The organism is Aquabacterium sp., from assembly GCF_034003525.1.
Classification (GTDB): Bacteria; Pseudomonadota; Gammaproteobacteria; order Burkholderiales; family Burkholderiaceae_C; genus Aquabacterium.
In genome coordinates this window covers 19,290-37,111 of sequence record NZ_JAVEYN010000028.1, presented here as the reverse complement: position 1 = coordinate 37,111, position 17,822 = coordinate 19,290, and the positions used below count along the sequence as shown (strand labels likewise).

Below are 17,822 nucleotides of genomic sequence, written 5' to 3'. Positions count from 1 at the left end.
CAGGCCGCGCGAGCCGCCGGTGATGAGGGCCACCTGGCCCGTCAGGTCAAACAATGCTGTCACGCTCAGGGGACGGTCCTCAGCAGACTTCGAACAGACCGGCGGCACCCTGGCCACCGCCAATGCACATGGTCACCACCACATACTTCACGCCGCGGCGCTTGCCTTCAATCAGGGCAAGTCCGGTCAGGCGCGAGCCCGAGACCCCATAGGGGTGGCCCACGGCGATCGCACCGCCGTTGACGTTCAGGCGCTCGTCAGGGATGCCCAGCTTGTCGCGGCAGTACAGCACCTGCACGGCAAACGCTTCGTTCAGCTCCCACAGGCCGATGTCGTCCACCTTCAGGCCGGCTTTCTTGAGCAGCTTGGGGATGGCGAACACCGGGCCGATGCCCATTTCATCGGGCTCGCAGCCGGCCACGGCAAAGCCGCGGAAGATGCCCAGGGGCTGCAGGCCGCGCACTTCGGCCAGCTGGCGGTCCATCAGCACGCAGGCCGACGAGCCGTCCGAGAACTGGCTGGCGTTGCCGGCGGTCACCACGCCACCGGGCAGGGCGGCGCGGATCTTGGCCACGGCTTCCAGCGTGGTGTCGGGGCGGATGCCTTCGTCGCGGTCGATCGTCACCTCGCGGGTGGTGATGCGGCCAGTGGCCTTGTCGACCACGCCCATGGTGGTGGTCATCGGCACGATCTCGTCGTTGAACAGGCCGGCGGCCTGGGCAGCGGCGGCACGCAGCTGGCTGCGCACGCCGTATTCGTCCTGGGCCTCTTTGCTGATGTTGTAACGCTTGGCCACCTGCTCGGCGGTCTGCAGCATGTTCCAGTAGATCTCGGGCTTGTGCTCGACCAGCCAGGGATCGCGGCGCATGTGGGTGTTGGCCTCGTTCTGCACGCACGAGATGCTTTCGACGCCACCGGCCACGTAGACCTGGCCCTCGCCCGCGATGATGCGCTGGGCGGCGATCGCGATGGTCTGCAGGCCCGAGGAGCAGAAGCGGTTGACGGTCATGCCCGCGGTGGTGACGGGCAGGCCGGCACGCAGCGCGATTTGGCGGGCGACGTTGCCACCGGTGGTGCCTTCACCGAAGGTGCCGCCCATGATGACGTCTTCCACTTCGGCGGGGTCGATGCCGGCGCGCGCCACAGCGTGCTGCACGGCGTGGGCGCCCAGGGTGGGCCCATAGGTCATGTTGAAAGCGCCCTTCCAGGATTTGGCCAGGCCGGTGCGCGCGGTGGAAACAATGACGGCTTCAGTCACGTGGTGTCCTTCTCAAAGCATCAGTTGAAGGTCTCGTTGGCCGCAGCCAGGCGAGACAGGAGCGCGGCCGGGGTCCAGAAGGCCACATCGGCACCGGGCTCGGCGGCAAAGCGCTTGAGTGCGCGTTCCACATTGACCAGGCCCACCTGGTCGGCATACAGCATCGGGCCGCCGCGGTGCAGCGGGAAGCCGTAGCCATTGAGGTAGACGATGTCGACGTCGGAGGCGCGCTGGGCGATGCCCTCTTCGACGATGCGGGCGCCCTCGTTGACCAGGGCATAGACGCAGCGCTCGATGATTTCCTCGTCGCTGATCTTGCGGGGCGTGATGCCATGGGCTGCGCGGAAAGCCACGATGGTCTCTTCGGTCACCGGGTCAGGCTGGGCCGCGCGGTTGCCGGGGATGTAGCGGTACCAGCCCGCCCCGGTCTTCTGACCGAAACGGTCGGCTTCGCACAGCGCGTCGGCCACATTGGGCTTGGCATCCAACGGGTTCTCGGCGTTGCGGCGCTTGCGGATCGCCCAGCCGATGTCCAGGCCGGCGAGGTCGCCCATGCGGAAGGGGCCCATGGCCAAGCCGAACTTCTCCAGCGCCTTGTCGACCTGCTGGGGCAGGGCGCCGGCCACGACGAGGTCGTGCGCAGCCTGGCCATAGCGGGCCACCATGCGGTTGCCGATGAAGCCATCGCACACGCCCGAGACGACCGCCTGCTTCTTGATGGTCTTGGCCAGCGCCATCGAGGTGGCCAGCACGTCCTGGGCGGTGGCGTCGCCGCGCACCACTTCCAGCAGGCGCATCACATTGGCCGGGCTGAAGAAGTGCAGGCCCACCACGTCCTGCGGACGCTTCGTGAAAGCGGCGATCTGGTTGAGGTCCAGCGTGGAGGTGTTGGAGGCCAGGATGGCACCGGGTTTGCACACGCTGTCGAGCTTCTCGAACACCTGCTGCTTGACGCCCATGTCTTCGAACACGGCCTCAATCACCAGGTCCACCTCGGCCAGATCGGCGTAGTCCAGCGTCGGCTGCAACAGCGCCATGCGGGCGTCCAGCTTGTCCTGCGTCAGCTTGCCCTTCTTGAGCGAGTTCTCGTAGTTCTTGCGGATGGTGCCGACGCCGCGCTCCAGCGCCTCAGCTTTCGTCTCCAGCATGACGACGGGGATGCCGGCGTTGAGGAAGTTCATCGCGATGCCGCCACCCATGGTGCCGGCGCCGATCACGCCGACCTTGGCGATGGGGCGCACGGGCGTGTCGGCCGGCACGTCGCTGATCTTGCTGGCGGCGCGCTCGGCGGCGAACACATGGCGCAGTGCGCGCGACTCGGGTGTCTGCATCAGGGCGAGGAAGCCCTCGCGCTCGATCTTCTGGCCGGCGTCAAAGGGGTGGCTCACCGACGCAGCCACGGCCTCCAGGCACTTCAGCGGTGCCGGGAATTGCTTGGACATGGCGCCCACGGTGTTGCGGGCGAATTGCAGGAAGGCCTCGGCGTTGGGGGCGTCCACCTTGCGGTCGCGCACGCGCGGCAGGCCGCGGCCTTCGGCCACCACCTTGTGGGCCAGGGCCAGCGCGGCGGGCAGCAGTTCGCTGTCCACCACTTCGTCGAACAGCGCGGTCGCTTTCAGTTGCGCCGCGGGCACCTGGGCGCCCGAGACGATCATGTTCAGCGCGGTTTCCAGGCCGACCACGCGGGGCAGGCGCTGCGTGCCGCCAGCACCCGGCAGCAGGCCCAGCTTCACCTCGGGCAGGGCCACGGTGGCCTGGCTGTGGGCAATGCGGAAGTGGCAGCCCAGGGCCAGCTCCAGTCCACCGCCCATGCACACGCCGCTGATGGCGGCGATGACGGGCTTGGGGCTGCGCTCCACAGCGGCGATCACGCTCAGCAGCGTGGGCTCCTGCATGGCCTTGGGCGTGCCGAACTCGCGCACATCAGCGCCGCCCGAGAAGAAGCGCTCATTGCCGATCAACACCAGCGCTTGCACAGCCGGGTCGGCGGCGGCAGCATCGATGCCGGCCACGATGGCCTGGCGCAAGGCCAGGCCCAGGCCGTTGACGGGCGGGTTGTCGAGGGTGATCACGGCCACGGGGCCGTGCAGTGCGTAGGACGCGTTGCTCATGCTCGCTGAACTCCTGCTTCGGTGGTCGATCGAAGTTCTGCAATGCAGAACATCGTATTGGAAATCAGAATCAGGTTACTGCGCGACGTCAGCCCTGTAATTAGGGGTTTCCCATTGGTTGACGGCCAAGGCTGCGCCAGAGGATCATGCGTCGGCAGATTCTGAATTACGTCCAGATGTTCCGCTTTGCGGAATTCTGGCGAGCGACACCTCCGAAGGATGACCCCGCATGAGCGATCCCATCATCAACCGCCGCCATCTTGATTTCCTGGTGTTCGAGTGGCTGCAGGCTGCCAACCTGGTCGAGCGCCCGCGCTATGCCGAGCACAGCGTCGAGACCTTCATCGCCACACTCGACACCGCGCAGGCCATCGCCACCGATCTGTTCGCGCCCCACAACCGCAAGTCCGACGAGCACGAGCCGACCTTCGATGGTCAGCGCGTGTCCATGATCCCCGAGGTCAAGACCGCCCTGCAGGCCTACTGCGAAGCCGGCTTGCTGGCGGCCAGCCACGACGTGGAAGTCGGCGGGATGCAGTTGCCCTCCCTGATCTCGCAAGCCTGCGGTTCGCTGTTCAAGAGCGCCAACATTGCCACCACCTCTTACGTGGGCCTCACCCAGGGCAATGCCAACGTCATTCGCCGTTTCGGCACCCCCGAACAGCAGCGCAAGTACCTCACGCACCTGCTGACCGGTCGCTTCTTCGGCACCATGGCCCTGACCGAGCCCCAGGCCGGCTCCAGCCTGGCCGACATCACCACCATGGCCGTGCCCCAGCCTGACGGCACCTACCGCCTCACCGGCAACAAGATCTTCATCTCCGGCGGCGACCACGAACTCAGCGAGAACATCGTGCACCTGGTGCTGGCGCGCATCCAGGGTGCCCCTACGGGCGTCAAGGGCATCTCGCTGTTCATCGTGCCCAAGTACCGTGTCAACGACGACGGCAGCCTGGGCGTGCACAACGACGTCAACCTCGCGGGCCTCATCCACAAGATGGGCTGGCGCGGCACCACCTCGACGATGCTGTCCTTCGGCGAGAAGGGCGAGTGCCAGGGCGAACTGGTGGGCGAGCCGCACCAGGGCCTGAGCTACATGTTCCAGATGATGAACGAGGCCCGCATCGGCGTGGGCATGGGCGCGGTGATGCTGGGCTGGCGCGGCTATCTCGCCTCGCTGGCCTATGCGCAAGACCGCCCGCAAGGCCGCCTGCCCGACTCGAAGAACCCGAACGAGCCACAGCGCAAGCTGATCGAGCACGCCGACGTGCGCCGCATGCTGCTGGCCCAGAAGGCCTATGTGGAAGGCGCTTACGGCCTGGTGATGTACGCCGCCCGCCTGGTCGACGAGCACAAGACCCACCCCGATGCCACCGCCCGCGAAGAAGCCGCGCTGCTGCTGGACACGCTCACGCCCATCGTCAAGTCCTGGCCCTCGCAATGGTGCCTGGAGGCCAACCACCTGGCCATCCAGATCCACGGCGGCTACGGCTTCACGCGCGAGTACCCGGTCGAGCAGTTCTACCGCGACAACCGCCTCAACCCCATCCACGAAGGCACGCACGGCATCCAGGCCATGGACCTGCTGGGCCGCAAGGCCGTGATGCGCGGTGGCGCCGGCATCGCCCTGCTGGCACGCAAGGTGGCCGAGACCGTGGCGCAGGCTCAGACCATCGAGACCTTGAAACCCCACGCGCGGGCCTTGCAGACGGCTTGGTCCGAGGTGGAAGAGACCCTGCAGGTGCTGCGTCCGGTGCTGGCCACCAACCCCACCTGGGCCCTGGCCAATGCCAGCGTCTTCCTCGAAGCCTGCGGCCACAACGTGCTGGCCTGGATCTGGCTGGAGCAGGCCCTGGTGGCCGCGCGGGCCCTGCCCACGGCCCAAGGCAGCGATGTCGCGTTCTATCAGGGCACACTGCACACCTGCCAGTGGTTCTACCGCTGGGAGTTGCCGCGTACCCGGCCGCAGCACGACCTGCTGCGCAGCCTGGATGACACCACCCTGACCGCCTCGCCCGACTGGTTCTGACCCGCATGAGCACGCCCGCCGATCCTTCCCAGCCCCGTTCACCGTCTGACGCGCACGCCACGTCTTCCGCTGTGACGCACGAGGTGCCCGCGGGCTTCGTGCCCTTTCACGCGAATTCCGACACCTTCATCGGCCTGTGCGGTCCGATCTACTGGAAGGACGTGCCCGGCGGCACCCCGATTCTGGGCATGCGCCTGCAATCGCAGCACATGAACCTGCGCGGCCACCCGCATGGCGGCCTGCTGGTGACGCTGGCCGACTCGGGCCTGGGCTACGCCGTCAACCACATGAGGGGCGGCCCGCTGGCGGTGGTCACGGCCAACCTGAGCACCGATTTCATCGGCATCGCGCACCTGGGCGACTGGATCGAGTGCCATGTCGAGGTCGACCGCATCGGCGCGCGCATGGCCTTTGCCAGCTGCCACCTCAAGGTGGGCGAGCGCAAGATCCTGCGCGCCAGTGGCGTGTTCGCCATCGTCAAGCCGGTCGAGCCGCCCCCCGGTGGCCATGTGCACGGGCGCTTGCAGGGCCCGGCCTCCGAAGCCCACCCCGCCACCCCGCCTACCACGCCGACCGCCTGAGGCCGCATGCGCAAACTCCACGTCCTGATGAAGAAGGAAGAGCTCGACGGCCAGCGTCTGGATGGCAAAGTCGTCATCGTGCTCGACATCCTGTTTGCCACCACCACCATCGTGGCGGCCCTGTCAGCCGGGGCCACCGAGGTGTGGCCAGCGCTCGACGGGGATGCGGCCCGCGCGCTCGCGGCGCAGCAAGGTGATCAGCCCCACCTGCTGGCCGGCGAGCTGTATGCCGAAACGCTGAGCGGCTTTGCCCCGGCCACGCCCCTGGCTGTACTGGCACGGCTGCCCGCGCAAGGCCGCTTGATCTACGCGACCACCAATGGCACCGTGGCGCTCACCCGCGCGCAGGGCGCCGCCCATGTGTACGCCGCGGCCCTGCTCAACGCACAGGCTGTGGTGGACCACATCGCGCGTCAGCACCCAGATGACACGCTGCTCATCGTGTGCTCCGGCTCGGCCGACCGCTTCAACCTCGAAGACTTCTATGGCGCCGGCTACCTCGTCTCGCTGTTCCGCCAGGCCGGTGTGCGCGACCTCACCGATGCCGCCCGTGCCGCCGAATGGATGCACGCCGCCACCGACGCCCGCGCCTGCTTTGACGCAGCCCGTGTGGGCCGCCGCATGCTGGAAAAGGGCCTGCCCGACGAGCTGGACTACGCCGCGCAACGCAGCGTCAGCGGCGTCGTGCCTTACCTGGTCGAGGGCGTGTTGCGCCCGGTCTCCCGCGACTGAGTCGTTCCGCGCAGGCCGCTGCGCCTCAGGCCGGGGCCGATCCCGCAGACCTCAGAACTGGAACAGCGTCAGGCCCAGCCCCAGGCTGGTCTGGCGGTGGTTGTAGTCCAGCAGCGATTCGCCATAGCCGCTGAACAGCTGCAGGTACCAGCGCAGCCCTTGCGGCTGGCTGCGGTCCACCGGATAGGTCCAGTCCAGCTGCACCGAGCCGCGCTTCATCTCCTTGGGGTGCAGGCGCCAGGTCAGGCTGGCGGTGGACTGCCCCGGCAGCCACGAGGCCTGGATCTCGGTGTTGCCGATGTAGCGGGTCAGGTCGGGGTTGTCGTCCTTCGAGCCTTCGCGCGGGCGGCGGTTGAAGCGCATCTGCACCGCCAGCTCACCCTTCTCGAAGGCCGTGCCCGCATACAGCCGGTTCCAGCTGCGCGACAGCGGCTCGCTTTGCCCGTTCGACTGGTGCGCAAAGCCCGCCTCCAGCATGCGCCACGACCAGCCGCCGGGCAGCACGCTCAAGCCATCGGGCACGGGCACCACGTACTTCAGCTCGGGCTGGTAATCGGTGTTGCGAAACGGGGCCGAATCGGCCTGGTTCCACACCTGCCACATTGACCGTTGGGTGTAGGTGGCCCACAGGTCGGCCCGCGGCAGCAGCAGGTCTTCGGCCACCTTCACGCGCAGCGAGATCTGCATCTTCGCCTCCACCGCCTTGTAGTTCGGCTTGAGCGGGGCGGCACCCCGCGTGGGGCTGAAAGGCTGGCGGTTGATGTCGCTGGTCAGGTGCAGTGGCAGCAGGTAGTTCGGGTAGAAGGTGCGCACGACAAAGGCCTTGCGTTTGTCGCTGCGGCCCAGCTCCCAGAAGGTGGACAGGGCGCTGCCCGGTGGCGGCATGGCCGTGGCCGTCGACGCAGGGGGCGGCGTGATGGCCACGCGTTCGGCCTCGCTCGCTGGCACGGCCGTCGGGGACGCGTCCGCCGCAGGCGGGACTGGGTGCGGTGCCGCGGAGCTGGCCGGTGCGCTCAGCGGATCCGGCGCATGCGGGCGAAACACCGCGTCATAACAGGCCAGTCGCAGGGCCGCATCGGTGTGCGCGGCGCAGTGCTGAGCGGCCTGCTCGGCGGTGGGGGAGGTGCTGGGCGCGGCGCCCGGCAGCGTCTGGGCCAGGGTGGCAGGTGCCAGCGACAGTCCCCCGGCACTCAGGGCCAGCCAGCAGGCAAGGGGGGCAGGGGAACGCATCATGGGCAGGGCGGGCACCCGCAGGCGCGCTGTCAGGCAATCGGGCGTTTCAGCTTAGCAGAAGCCCGTGACCTGACCGGCCCGCCATGGCGCGACGTTCAGGTCCGGCCTGCCGAGGCTTGCAGCTTGCGCGCCATCTCGATCAGACGCGGGCGCACCTCGTTGAGCAGGAATTCCTGCGACAGGCTGAACGCCGGGCCGGCGCAACTGATCGCCATCACCGGCAGGCCACCGCCCGGGTTGAAGGCCACGGCGATGCCGTTGACATGCGCCTGCAGGTCGCCGAAAGAGCGGGTGCAGCCCAGTGCGCGGTAGTCTTCCAGCGCGGTGTTGATCGAAGCCTGGATGCTCGGCCAGGCCTGCTCGTCGTATTCGCGGAAGCGCTCCAGCAATTCCACGCGCTCGGACGGGCTGATCTCGGCCAGGTAGGCCCGCCCCAAGGCTGAGTTGAGCAGCGGAATGCGTGAGCCCACGTCCACGCTGAGCGTGAGCGCCGCCGAGCTGCGGCAGTTCTCCACGTACAGCATCGCCAGCCGGTCGCGCGTGCCCAGCGACACGGTCGCCTTCGCGAACTCGGCCAGCTCCTGCATCATCGGCTTGGCCATCTGCTTGACGTCCAGGCGCGCCATCATGTAGCTGCCCAGCGCCAGGGTCGAGGTGCCCAGCCGGTACTTGCCGTTTTCTTCCAGCTGGATCAGGTAGCCCAGCTTGGTCAGCGTGTACGTCAGGCGTGACACGGTGGACTTGGGCAGCTTGCAGCGCTTGGCGATTTCCTGGTTGCCCAGGGCCTTGTCCCCCGTGCGGAAACAGGACAGCACCTCCAGCCCGCGCGCCAGGGCGGTCACGAAATGTCGGTCTTCCTTGCCGTCTTCGAGAGCGGTGGTGTGTGGGGTCTGCATCATGGAATAGCGGTTCTTCTGCGATATCTTGGCATGCCGTTCACGCAGTCGGGAAGCTCCGGGCCGCGTGTGGGGTGCCCACCGGTGCAAACCTGAAGGGGTTTGCATGGTGAAATCGGAAATTGGTGTGCAGAACAGCGATCTGCGCGCAAAAAAGGCGGGTCACCCCGGTTGGGGGCCCGCCCGTTCAGCCGTCCACCGCGTGTGCGGCAGACGGGTTCAGGATCACAGATCCTTCAGGCGCACGCCCTTGAGCTTGCCACCCTCGACCACGCCGATCACGGTGTTGAGCACCGAGCCGCCGTTGGCGTCCACGCCATTGAAGTCGTTGGGGTTGATGGCGTCCGGCAGGGCCTTGGCCGCGGCGTCCAGCTTGGCGCGGATGGCGGTCGGGTCGCTCACGGTGCCGGCCAGCTTCATCGCGTTGACCACGATGTGCAGCGAGGAGTAGTTCAGCGACGACTCCGACGACGGGTTCATGTTGGCGCCGTAGGCCGCACGGTAGGCGGCCACGAAGCCCTTGGCACCGGGGCGCTCGTCAGCGGTCAGCGGCAGCGTGCCGATCGAGCCTTCGAGCATCTGCAGGCCGCCGGTCACCTTGGCCATTTCGTCCATCTTGGCCTGGTCCATCACGATGAAGGAACCCTTGAAGCCCAGTTCGCGCGCCTGCTTGGCGACCAGGCCGGTCGGCTCGGAGGGGCCACCGATGAACATCACGTCGGGCTTGGTTTCCAGCACGCGGCTCACGCCGGTGTAGAAGTCGGCCGACTTGTTGTACGACATCGGGTTCTTCGAGGTCACGGTGCCACCGGCCTTGGTCCAGGCCGGCTCGAACGCGGCGACCCAGGCCTTGGCGTAGTCGTGGTCAGCCGGCGCCATGCCCAGCTTCTTGCCCTTCTTCATCTCGTAGCGGATGAAGGGCTCGATGTAGGTCATGAAGTTCGGCGGAATGCGCATCGTCAGCTTGTTGCCCTTTTCCGTGATGGTGGGCACGCTGGTGTAGGCCATCAGCAGGAAGTTCTCTTGCTGGTTGAAGGCCTGCAGGGCGAAGGCACCACCGGAGTGGGGCACATAGATCACGGCCGTTTCGTGCTGCTGTTTGAGGCGGCGGGCATTGATGGCGGCTTCCGCGGGCGAGTACTTGTCGTCCAGCGCCACGATCTCGACCTTGTACTTCTTGCCACCCACGGTCAGGCCCTGGGCGTTGATTTCCTTGGCCGCCAGGTTCAGACCGTTGAGCACGTTCTTGCCGTAGAGGGCCGCGCCGCCGCTCAGCGGGGCGGTCAGACCGATCTTGAGCACTTCCTGGGCCAAGGCGCCGCTGGCGCTGAAGGCCAGGGCCACGGTGGCAGCCAGAGGGGCGAGCTTGAGCGCTTGGGGGATGAAACGCATGGTGAGGTCTCCTTGTGAGGGGTGGGTAAACGTTGGGGAACGCGTAGGGGGGCGGCGTCAGGCGCCGATGTAGGCCTTGCGGATGCCTTCGTCGTACAGCATCTCTTCGGGCTTGCCTTCCATGACGATGCGGCCGCGTTCGAGCACATAGGCCCGGTGTGCGATGCGCAATGCCGAGTAGGCGTTCTGTTCAGCCAGCAGCACGGTCACGCCGGTCTGGTTGATCTTCTGAATGATCTCGAACATCTGCTTGACCACCAAGGGGGCCAACCCCAGGGAGGGCTCGTCCAGCAGCAGCGCCTTGGGACGGCCCATCAGGGCGCGGCCAATGGCCACCATCTGCTGCTGACCGCCCGACAGCGAGCCGGCCGGGTCATGGCGCTTTTGCTGCAGGATGGGGAAGAGCTCGTAGATGTGATCGAGGATCTGCTTCGACGTGGCCTTGCTGTCTTGCGCCTTGCGGTGCACATAGCCACCCAGCATCAGGTTCTGCTCCACCGACATCTGCGGGAACAGCTTGCGGCCTTCGGGGCAGTGCACCACGCCGTGTTCGACGATGGCCGACGGCTTCATGCCGACCAGCTCCTGGCCGTCGAACGAGATCGAGCCGCTGCTCGTCTTGTTGATGCCCGAGATCGCCATGAAGATCGAGCTCTTGCCCGCACCGTTGGCACCCAGCAGCACCACCAGCTCGCCCTTGTCGGCGTGCAGGCTCACGTTGTCCAGGGCGCGGAAGCTGCCGTACGACAGCGAAACGCCTTCAAGCTTCAGCATGTTCGGCTCCCAGGTAAGCGTCGATCACCAGCGGGTTGCTGCGGATCTCGGCGGGTGTGCCCTCGGCGATCTTCTCGCCGTAGTTCAGCACGATGATCTTGTCGGCCAGGCTCATGATCATGTCCATCTTGTGCTCGATCAGGCACACGGTCTTGCCATGGTCGACCAGCTTGCGGATCAGCTCGGCCAGGCCGACGGTTTCTTCGGGGTTCACGCCACCGGCCGGCTCGTCGAGCAGCAGCAGGTCGGGCTCGGTCGCCAGTGCCAGCGCAAAGGCCACGCGCTTGCGCTCTTCCTGCGTGATGTCACCGGCCAGGCGGTGCGCCACACGGTTCAGGCCCACGAACTCCAGCGCCTCTTCGGCCTTCTCGCGGCACAGCTTTTCTTCGCGCTTTTGCAGCGGGGTGTGGAGGATCACATCCCACAGCCCCGAGCGGGTGCGCAGGCGGTGGCCCACGATCAGGTTGTCCAGCACCGAAGCCTGGTCGAACAGGTTGGTGGCCTGGAAGGTGCGTGCCACGCCCAGGCGGGCGATCTGGTCGGCACGCATGCCGGTCACGTCCTCACCCTTGACGATGATCTGGCCCGACGACGGCGCGTGCGTGCCGGCGATCAGGTTGAAGAAGGTCGTCTTGCCGGCGCCGTTGGGGCCGATGATGGCGTTGATGTGGCCGGCCTCGAACTTGGCCGTCACGTTGTTGACAGCCGTCAGGCCGCCGAAGCGTTTGGTCAGACCGCGGATCTCAAGCATGGCGGGCTCCGTTGGGGTTGGACGAGGCGACGGTCGGGGCGGCCGCGGCCTGAGCTTGCTCACGCTCGGCCGCAGCACGGCGGGCACGGCGGTGCAGGATGGTGCCGACAATCCCGTTGGGCAGGAAGATCAGCAGCAGGATCAGCACCGGGCCGAAGACGACCATGCGGTAGTCCTGCAGGAACTGCAGCGACTGGGTCAGCCAGGGCACCAGGATCGAACCCAGGATCGGGCCCAGGATGGTGCCGATGCCGCCCACCAGCATGAACATCACCAGCTCGAAGGTGTGGTGGGTGGCCGCCAGGTCAGGACCCAGGAAGCGCACCACACCGGCGTACAGGCCACCGGCCAAGCCGGCATAGATCACCGACAGCACGAAGGCCAGACGCTTGGTGCGTGCCAGCGGGATGCCCAGCGCTTCGGCCAGGGCCTCGCTGTTGCGCACGGCCACGAAACTGCGGCCCAGCAGCGAGTGCACGATGCGGTGCATGATGTAGGCGCCGATCACCAGGAACACCAGCACCAGGTAGTACTGGCCCTTGGCCGATTCGAACTCCAGGCCACCGAAGCCGGTGGGGGCGGGGATGCCCATCACGCCGACGGCGCCGTGGGTCACGTCTTCCCACTTCTCGATCAGCAGGTAGATGATGTAGCCCACGCACAGCGTGAAGATCGAGAACACGTGGCCGGTCATGCGCAGCGAGATCACGCCCACCAGGTAGCCGATCACGCCGCAGATGGCGCCCGCCGCCACGAACGAGGTCCAGAAACCCCACTGGTAGTCGGTGGTCAACAGGCCCACGGCATACGCGCCGATCGCCATGAAACCGCCGTGCGCCAGGTTGAACTGACCGGTGTAGCCGGTGATCAGGTTCAGGCCCAGGGCCGCGATCGCAAAGATGTAGGCCTGCGTCATCACCGACAGGAAGTAGGTGTTGGAGACCATGTAGGGGAACACGAGGGCCAGGGCGATGAGCAGGGCCCAGCCGGCCTTACCTTGAAGGAGCTTCATGTCAGTGCGCGCCTTTCGAAAACAGACCTTGGGGGCGAACCGACAGGATGACCACCAGCAGCACGAAGGCGATCAGGTCCTTGTAGTCCGTCGAGAAATAGAAGCCACCGAAGGCCTCGGCCAGACCGATGATCAGACCGCCGACGATGGCACCGGGGAAGCTGCCCATGCCGCCAAGGATGATGATCACGAAGGCCTTGGTGATGACCAGATGTCCCATGGCCGGGTAGACCAGGTTGATCGGGCTGTAGAGCACCGCGGCCACGGCCGCCAGCGCGCCGGAGATGGCGAACACCAGCAGCGTCACGCGGGTGGCGTCGATGCCGACCAGGGCGGCGCCATCACGGTTCTGCGCCATCGCGATGATGGTCAGACCGGTGGTGGTGCGGGTCAGGAACAGGTGGAGCACGGCCACCAGCACCACGGCGCCGGCGATGATCAGCAGGCGTTGCGCCACGGTGGTCAGGCCGAAGATCTCGACCAGCTGGCCGTACGGCGACTGCATGCGGTGGAAGTCAGCCCCCCAGATGGCCTGCGCACCGGCCTCCAGGAACAGCAGGATGCCGATGGCCGCGATCATGTCGTGCAGCGGCGGGGCATTGCGCAGTTGGTGGAACACCAGTCGCTCGGCCAGCATGGACAGCACGGCCACAACCGCCGCCGAGCCCAGCATCGCCAGCCAGTAGTTCAGGCCCAGCGACTCCATGAAATAGAAGGCCACGAAGGCGCCGGCCATGTACAGCGCGCCGTGGGCGAAATTCGGGACGTGCAAGATCCCGTAGACCAGCGTCAGGCCCAGCGCGACCAGGCTGTACACCCCGCCGATCGTCAGGCCATTCAGCAGTTGCTGAAAGAACAAATCCAAGATGCGCTCCTCAAACTGTGCTCGGCATGCCCACAATGGACATCGCCGGTAAGTGAGATGCAGTGTGCCCATCACCTGTTTGAGGGGTCAAGACAATTTCGGGATTCATTTCTGCCCTGCGGAACAATATAGGGTAATTGCTAACAGGGATAACGGCATGGCAGCGGTTTTCGGTCTCAGGGTTGCCTTCCGGGCAGAACTCGGTTTTGCCTTGCGGAATAGCTGATCGGGGTTTTCGGACCGCACGCTCGCCGATTGCCCAATTCGCGCATCCGGGCTAGACTCTGCCCATGTACTCCACAGGATGCCTCGCCCGCACCCTCTGCACCCCTCTGGGCTGCGGGGCCGGTCAGCGCGTGCGCCGATCGCTGGCCGCACTTTCCTGAGCCCGGCGATCTCCTGTCCTTCCCTTTCGCGCTTTTCTGAGATCCCCGGGCCTGCTCTGCCGCGCAGCTTTTGCCTGGAGACTCCCATGTCCGTTGCCCCCCGTCCTGTGGATGAGCGCATCCTCTCTGAACTCGATCACGCCCGCATCCTGGGCCTCATGCGTCGCACCCCCTTGAGCGAGGCGCAAAAGCACGCGCTCGACGCTTTGCTCGACGCGGCCGACGTCGTGCCTGTGCGCGACATCCCGCCCGATGTCGTCACCATGAACACCCGCCTGCGTCTGCACGCCGAGGGCGAACCGGCGCCGCGCGACATCACCCTGTGCTATCCGGAGGACGCGAACGCCGAAGCCGGCCTGGTGTCGCTGCTCTCGCCCATGGGCGCCAGCGTGCTAGGACACCGCGTGGGGGGCGAGGCCGAGTGGCTCTTGCCCACCGGTGCGGTGCGCACTGCCCGCATCGTGGCCCTGCACTTTCAGCCCGAGGCCGCTGGGCAGTACACGACCTGAGTCCGGTGGCGCCGGGAGGGTGTGTACGCCCGGCCCGGCAGGTCGGGCTCATTCCTTGAAATACACCACCTGGTGGCCCACGGCCAGCAGATCGCCCTGGGCGCTCCAGATCTCGGCCGTCTGGTCGTGAAAGCCCTGGCTGTAACGCAGGCCTTTGGCGCAGCCGAGCACATGGGCCGTGCCCTGGGCGGCCAGCAGGGCCGCATCGGCATGGAAGTACACCGTCAGCGTGACGGTGCCCGCCGGCACCGGCCGTGAACGGCGCACGAAGATGCGCGGGATGAAGGCATCGCAAAGCGCGCTCAAGGCCAGGAAGTCGAGCGGGCGAGGCGGCTCATCGCGCAGCCAGACCCGCGTCACCGCATCGTCGCGCGCCACGTTGTCGAGCACCTGCTCGCCATCGGTGAAGCGCATGTCATACGCCTTGGGCCACTCGGTGCGGAACACGCCGGGATGGCGCGGCAGCGATTCGGCCGAAGGCACGCTGGGGAAGACCGCATCGGTGGCGCTCCAGGTGTCGCGCCGCACGGCCGTGAGCACGGTGGCGAAGGCCGCCACCGCGTCGCCCTGACGCAGCTCGACCAGCCAGTGCTGGGTCGAGCGGTTGGTGCGCATGGGGCGGGCGTGCACGTCGAACGCCCCATCGGTGATGGGGGCCGCGTAGTGCACCGTCAGGGACAGCGGATCGCCCAGGCGCTCGGGGTGGCTCAGCGCCCCATTGAGCAAGGTGGCGGCAATGGTGCCCCCAAAGGGGCCCACCATGTTGGCGTAGGCCGGGTGGGTGTGTCCGGTGAAGCGGTGCTCGCCCGCAGGCGTGAGCGCGACCGCGGCATCCAGGGCATGAGAGGGGACAGTCATGGCAGGCAACTCCTTGTGCGGCGATGGTAGCGCGAGCGGCCATTTGTCGTCTTTTGATCCTGTCGCATCGGCGCAGCTTGCGGGAATGAGCTGACCCTGCCCCCCCGTTTCGGCAGGTTAGACTGGCACGCAGGGCCGCTGGTGGGCGTGGCAATGGAGAGTTCCGTGCTGGTTTATGTTCTGTTGGGTGTGCTGGTTCTCGTCCTTCTGTTCTGGGGATTCGGGGCGCTCCGCCGACCGGGTCGTCCCCCCGCAGCGCCCGCGCCCGAGACGCCCGAGGTGGCAGAACGGCCGGTCGCCGCGCCCCCGAGCCCGCCGCCACCCGAGCCTGAACCCGAGCTGGAAGGCGAGATCACCCAGCCCGCGCCCCTGCCTGATTTCGTCGATCACGCCACCGAGCCCCTGCCACTGGACGAGCGGCCGCCGTCGGACCTGAGCGCGGCGCCGCCAGAGCCGCCGGCCGCCGAGCCGGTCTTCGTCGCTCCTGACGTGGATCTCGAGCTGGAGGTAGCGTCCCCACCCGCGCCGAGCCAGCAGGCCCCCGTCGAGCCCGTCATGGCGCTGCTGGCCGAGCCGGTGACGGCGCACACGCCGGCCGAGACGCCAGCGCTTCCCGCGATCGACCTTGACCTGGACCTGGTGGAGATCGCGCCCGAGCCGACGCCGACGCCTGAGCCTGAGCCTGAGCCTGAGCCTGAGCCTGAGCCTGAGCCTGAGCCTGAGGTGCCGGTGATCGAACCTGCGCCTGCCGAGGCGCCAACACCAGAGCCCGAGCCCGAGCCCGAGCCAGAGATGGTGCCGGTGATCGAGCCCGAGTTGCCGGAGATCGAGTTGACGCTGGCACCACTCGCGCCGCCGCTCGAACCCACGCCAGAGCCAGAGCCCACGCCTGAACCCGCACTGCCAGCGATCGAACCGGTTCCGGCACAGCTCGAGCCCGCCGTGATCCCGCCTGCGCCGGTGGCCGCACCCGTCAGTGAACCGGCCCCTGAGCCGGTCGCTGCCCCGGTCGTCGAGCCGGCACCGGCCCCTGTCGCGGCCCCTCTCGCCCCGGCGCTGCCGACGCCTCCGGTCAGCCTGCCGGCTTCGGCCGAGCCGCCGCTGATCCTGGTGGTCGATGACTCGGCGGTCGTGCGCGCCAAGATGGTCAAGCTGCTCAAGTCGGTCCCTTACCGCGTCGAGATCGCCAAGAATGGCGTGCAGGCGCTCGAGTTGATCCCGCAACTGCAGCCCCACATCGTCGTCACGGACATCGAAATGCCGGAGATGGACGGCTACGAGCTGATCGCCCGCCTGGACGCCGACCCGGTCCTGCGCGCCATCCCGGTTTTTGCCGTCTCCAGCTTCGAAGACCTGGCCGAACGCCTGGCGCCGCACGTCAACGTCAAGGGCTGCTTCGGCAAGCCCTGGGACGAGCCGCTGGTCCTCGCCACCCTCGCCAGCCTGGTGGGGGCCCCTGCGGCGACCGCCTGAGGAGCAGGCCATGTGGCGTCAGCGCGTCCTGTTCTGGTGGGGCCTCAGCCGGGATGCGGTCAAGCTGTGGCTGGGCAGCAATGCCTTCAGCCATGCCGCGGCACTGGCCTTCTACACCCTGTTCTCGCTCGCCCCGGTGGTCATCATCGCCGTGGCCGTGATCGGCCTGGTGCTGGGTGAGCAGGCGGCGCAGGGCCAGATCGTCGGTCAGCTGCGTGGTGTCATGGGGTTGGAGGCGGCGCAGGCCGTCGAGCAGGCCGTGGCCCGCTCCCGCCTGTCCGAGGCAGGCTGGTTGCCGACCGTGCTCGGCGTCGTCGCCTTGCTGACCGGCGCCACCACGGTGTTCGGCCAGATGCAGCTCTCGCTCAACGACGTCTGGGGCGTGGCCGCCCGCCCGGACCGCAGCAGCCTCTTCATGTTCGTCAAGAGCCGCATCCTGTCCCTCACCGTGGTCCTGGCCATCGGCTTCGTGCTGCTGGTGTCGTTGCTGCTGGGCGTCGTGCTGCGCACCGTGCTCCACTTTGCCGACCAGTTCGTGCCGGCCGTCGCCGCCTTGCTGACCAGTGCCGAGATGCTGCTGTCCCTGCTGGTCTCGGCCCTGCTGTTTGGCACCATCTTCAAGGTCCTGCCTGACGTGGTCCTGAAATGGCGCGATGTGGTCGTCGGCGCGCTGGTCACCGCCGTGCTGTTTGCCATCGGTCGTGACGCCATCGCCCTGTACCTGGCGCAAACCGCCACAGCCTCCACGTATGGAGCGGCCGGCTCGGTGGTTCTGATCCTGCTCTGGGTTTACTATTCTTCGCTGATCCTGCTGTTCGGTGCGGCCTTCACCAAAACCCACCTGCTCGCCCGCGGTCGCGCGCTCGTGCCGCGCAACTCGGCGGTGCTGGTGCACCGTGAGCTGGTGATCGAGTCCCGCTCAAAGTGATCCGCCAGGTGCTCGCCTCCCGCCTTGCCCGCCC

Annotated in this window: 16 protein-coding genes; 6 read left to right on the top strand and 10 right to left on the bottom strand. The window is 67.2% G+C overall.

Annotated features, from left to right (window positions below; all coding sequences use genetic code 11):
* Window positions 1-79: 79 nt before the first annotated feature.
* Both RBT42_RS14150 and RBT42_RS14145 read right to left on the bottom strand, forming a co-directional pair.
* On the bottom strand, window positions 80-1,258 hold the full coding sequence (locus tag RBT42_RS14150; protein ID WP_320366232.1) for an acetyl-CoA C-acyltransferase: 1,179 nt from the start codon (window positions 1,256-1,258) through the stop codon (window positions 80-82).
* A gap of 20 nt (window positions 1,259-1,278) precedes the next feature.
* A complete protein-coding gene (locus RBT42_RS14145) occupies window positions 1,279-3,369 on the bottom strand; it encodes a 3-hydroxyacyl-CoA dehydrogenase NAD-binding domain-containing protein (protein ID WP_320366230.1) in 2,091 nt (696 codons plus the stop codon).
* Between the two features lie 229 nt (window positions 3,370-3,598).
* Here RBT42_RS14145 and RBT42_RS14140 point away from each other — a divergent pair, with 229 nt between their 5' ends.
* From RBT42_RS14140 to RBT42_RS14130, 3 genes are read left to right on the top strand one after another with little or no spacing between them, the layout of a single operon-like run.
* Window positions 3,599-5,398, top strand: a complete 1,800-nt coding sequence (locus RBT42_RS14140; protein ID WP_320366228.1) for an acyl-CoA dehydrogenase — start codon at window positions 3,599-3,601, stop codon at window positions 5,396-5,398.
* A gap of 5 nt (window positions 5,399-5,403) precedes the next feature.
* Window positions 5,404-5,979, top strand: a complete 576-nt coding sequence (locus RBT42_RS14135; protein ID WP_320366226.1) for a PaaI family thioesterase — start codon at window positions 5,404-5,406, stop codon at window positions 5,977-5,979.
* 6 nt (window positions 5,980-5,985) lie between these two features.
* Window positions 5,986-6,711, top strand: coding sequence for a 2-phosphosulfolactate phosphatase (locus tag RBT42_RS14130; protein WP_320366224.1), 726 nt, complete (start codon window positions 5,986-5,988; stop codon window positions 6,709-6,711).
* A gap of 51 nt (window positions 6,712-6,762) precedes the next feature.
* On the opposite strand, the gene RBT42_RS14125 is transcribed toward RBT42_RS14130, so the two are convergent.
* From RBT42_RS14125 to RBT42_RS14095, 7 genes are all read right to left on the bottom strand, one after another.
* Window positions 6,763-7,941 carry a phospholipase A gene (locus RBT42_RS14125; protein WP_320366222.1) on the bottom strand — a complete coding sequence of 393 codons (1,179 nt, stop codon included), beginning with the start codon at window positions 7,939-7,941 and terminating at the stop codon, window positions 6,763-6,765.
* Between the two features lie 98 nt (window positions 7,942-8,039).
* A complete protein-coding gene (locus tag RBT42_RS14120) occupies window positions 8,040-8,843 on the bottom strand; it encodes an IclR family transcriptional regulator (RefSeq protein WP_320366221.1) in 804 nt (267 codons plus the stop codon).
* Window positions 8,844-9,065: 222 nt separating this feature from the next.
* Entirely contained in the window at window positions 9,066-10,232 is a 1,167-nt protein-coding gene (locus RBT42_RS14115) for an ABC transporter substrate-binding protein (protein WP_320366219.1), read from the bottom strand.
* Window positions 10,233-10,289: 57 nt separating this feature from the next.
* Entirely contained in the window at window positions 10,290-11,006 is a 717-nt protein-coding gene (locus RBT42_RS14110) for an ABC transporter ATP-binding protein (RefSeq protein ID WP_320366217.1), read from the bottom strand.
* Window positions 10,993-11,757: an ABC transporter ATP-binding protein gene (locus RBT42_RS14105; RefSeq protein WP_320366215.1), complete on the bottom strand. Its 765-nt coding sequence runs from the start codon at window positions 11,755-11,757 to the stop codon at window positions 10,993-10,995. The genes RBT42_RS14110 and RBT42_RS14105 overlap by 14 nt, the downstream gene beginning before the upstream one ends.
* Window positions 11,750-12,769, bottom strand: a complete 1,020-nt coding sequence (locus RBT42_RS14100) for a branched-chain amino acid ABC transporter permease (protein ID WP_320366213.1) — start codon at window positions 12,767-12,769, stop codon at window positions 11,750-11,752. Before RBT42_RS14100 ends, RBT42_RS14105 begins: the two co-directional genes overlap by 8 nt.
* Before the next feature lies 1 nt (window position 12,770).
* On the bottom strand, window positions 12,771-13,634 hold the full coding sequence (locus RBT42_RS14095) for a branched-chain amino acid ABC transporter permease (protein WP_320366211.1): 864 nt from the start codon (window positions 13,632-13,634) through the stop codon (window positions 12,771-12,773).
* A gap of 472 nt (window positions 13,635-14,106) precedes the next feature.
* Between RBT42_RS14095 and RBT42_RS14090 the strand changes: the two genes are divergently transcribed.
* Entirely contained in the window at window positions 14,107-14,529 is a 423-nt protein-coding gene (locus RBT42_RS14090) for a GreA/GreB family elongation factor (RefSeq protein ID WP_320366209.1), read from the top strand.
* A 48-nt stretch (window positions 14,530-14,577) separates the two neighbouring features.
* Here the strand turns inward: RBT42_RS14090 and RBT42_RS14085 are convergent, their stop codons facing one another.
* Window positions 14,578-15,387, bottom strand: coding sequence for a thioesterase family protein (locus RBT42_RS14085; protein WP_320366205.1), 810 nt, complete (start codon window positions 15,385-15,387; stop codon window positions 14,578-14,580).
* Window positions 15,388-15,552: 165 nt separating this feature from the next.
* Here RBT42_RS14085 and RBT42_RS14080 point away from each other — a divergent pair, with 165 nt between their 5' ends.
* Both RBT42_RS14080 and RBT42_RS14075 read left to right on the top strand, forming a co-directional pair.
* Entirely contained in the window at window positions 15,553-16,860 is a 1,308-nt protein-coding gene (locus RBT42_RS14080; protein WP_320366203.1) for a response regulator, read from the top strand.
* Window positions 16,861-16,870: 10 nt separating this feature from the next.
* Window positions 16,871-17,788: a YihY/virulence factor BrkB family protein gene (locus RBT42_RS14075; RefSeq protein ID WP_320366201.1), complete on the top strand. Its 918-nt coding sequence runs from the start codon at window positions 16,871-16,873 to the stop codon at window positions 17,786-17,788.
* Window positions 17,789-17,822: the final 34 nt, after the last annotated feature.

Bases quoted from the DNA above. Each gene is read 5' to 3' on its own strand.
- RBT42_RS14115 (WP_320366219.1), bottom strand. From the start codon at position 10,232: ATGCGTTTCATCCCCCAAGCGCTCAAGCTCGCCCCTCTGGCTGCCACC.
- RBT42_RS14100 (WP_320366213.1), bottom strand. From the start codon at position 12,769: ATGAAGCTCCTTCAAGGTAAGGCCGGCTGGGCCCTGCTCATCGCCCTG.
- RBT42_RS14135 (WP_320366226.1), top strand. From the start codon at position 5,404: ATGAGCACGCCCGCCGATCCTTCCCAGCCCCGTTCACCGTCTGACGCG.
- RBT42_RS14140 (WP_320366228.1), top strand. From the start codon at position 3,599: ATGAGCGATCCCATCATCAACCGCCGCCATCTTGATTTCCTGGTGTTC.
- RBT42_RS14145 (WP_320366230.1), bottom strand. From the start codon at position 3,369: ATGAGCAACGCGTCCTACGCACTGCACGGCCCCGTGGCCGTGATCACC.
- RBT42_RS14125 (WP_320366222.1), bottom strand. From the start codon at position 7,941: ATGCGTTCCCCTGCCCCCCTTGCCTGCTGGCTGGCCCTGAGTGCCGGG.
- RBT42_RS14120 (WP_320366221.1), bottom strand. From the start codon at position 8,843: ATGATGCAGACCCCACACACCACCGCTCTCGAAGACGGCAAGGAAGAC.
- RBT42_RS14075 (WP_320366201.1), top strand. From the start codon at position 16,871: ATGTGGCGTCAGCGCGTCCTGTTCTGGTGGGGCCTCAGCCGGGATGCG.
- RBT42_RS14090 (WP_320366209.1), top strand. From the start codon at position 14,107: ATGTCCGTTGCCCCCCGTCCTGTGGATGAGCGCATCCTCTCTGAACTC.
- RBT42_RS14110 (WP_320366217.1), bottom strand. From the start codon at position 11,006: ATGCTGAAGCTTGAAGGCGTTTCGCTGTCGTACGGCAGCTTCCGCGCC.
- RBT42_RS14085 (WP_320366205.1), bottom strand. From the start codon at position 15,387: ATGACTGTCCCCTCTCATGCCCTGGATGCCGCGGTCGCGCTCACGCCT.
- RBT42_RS14105 (WP_320366215.1), bottom strand. From the start codon at position 11,757: ATGCTTGAGATCCGCGGTCTGACCAAACGCTTCGGCGGCCTGACGGCT.
- RBT42_RS14130 (WP_320366224.1), top strand. From the start codon at position 5,986: ATGCGCAAACTCCACGTCCTGATGAAGAAGGAAGAGCTCGACGGCCAG.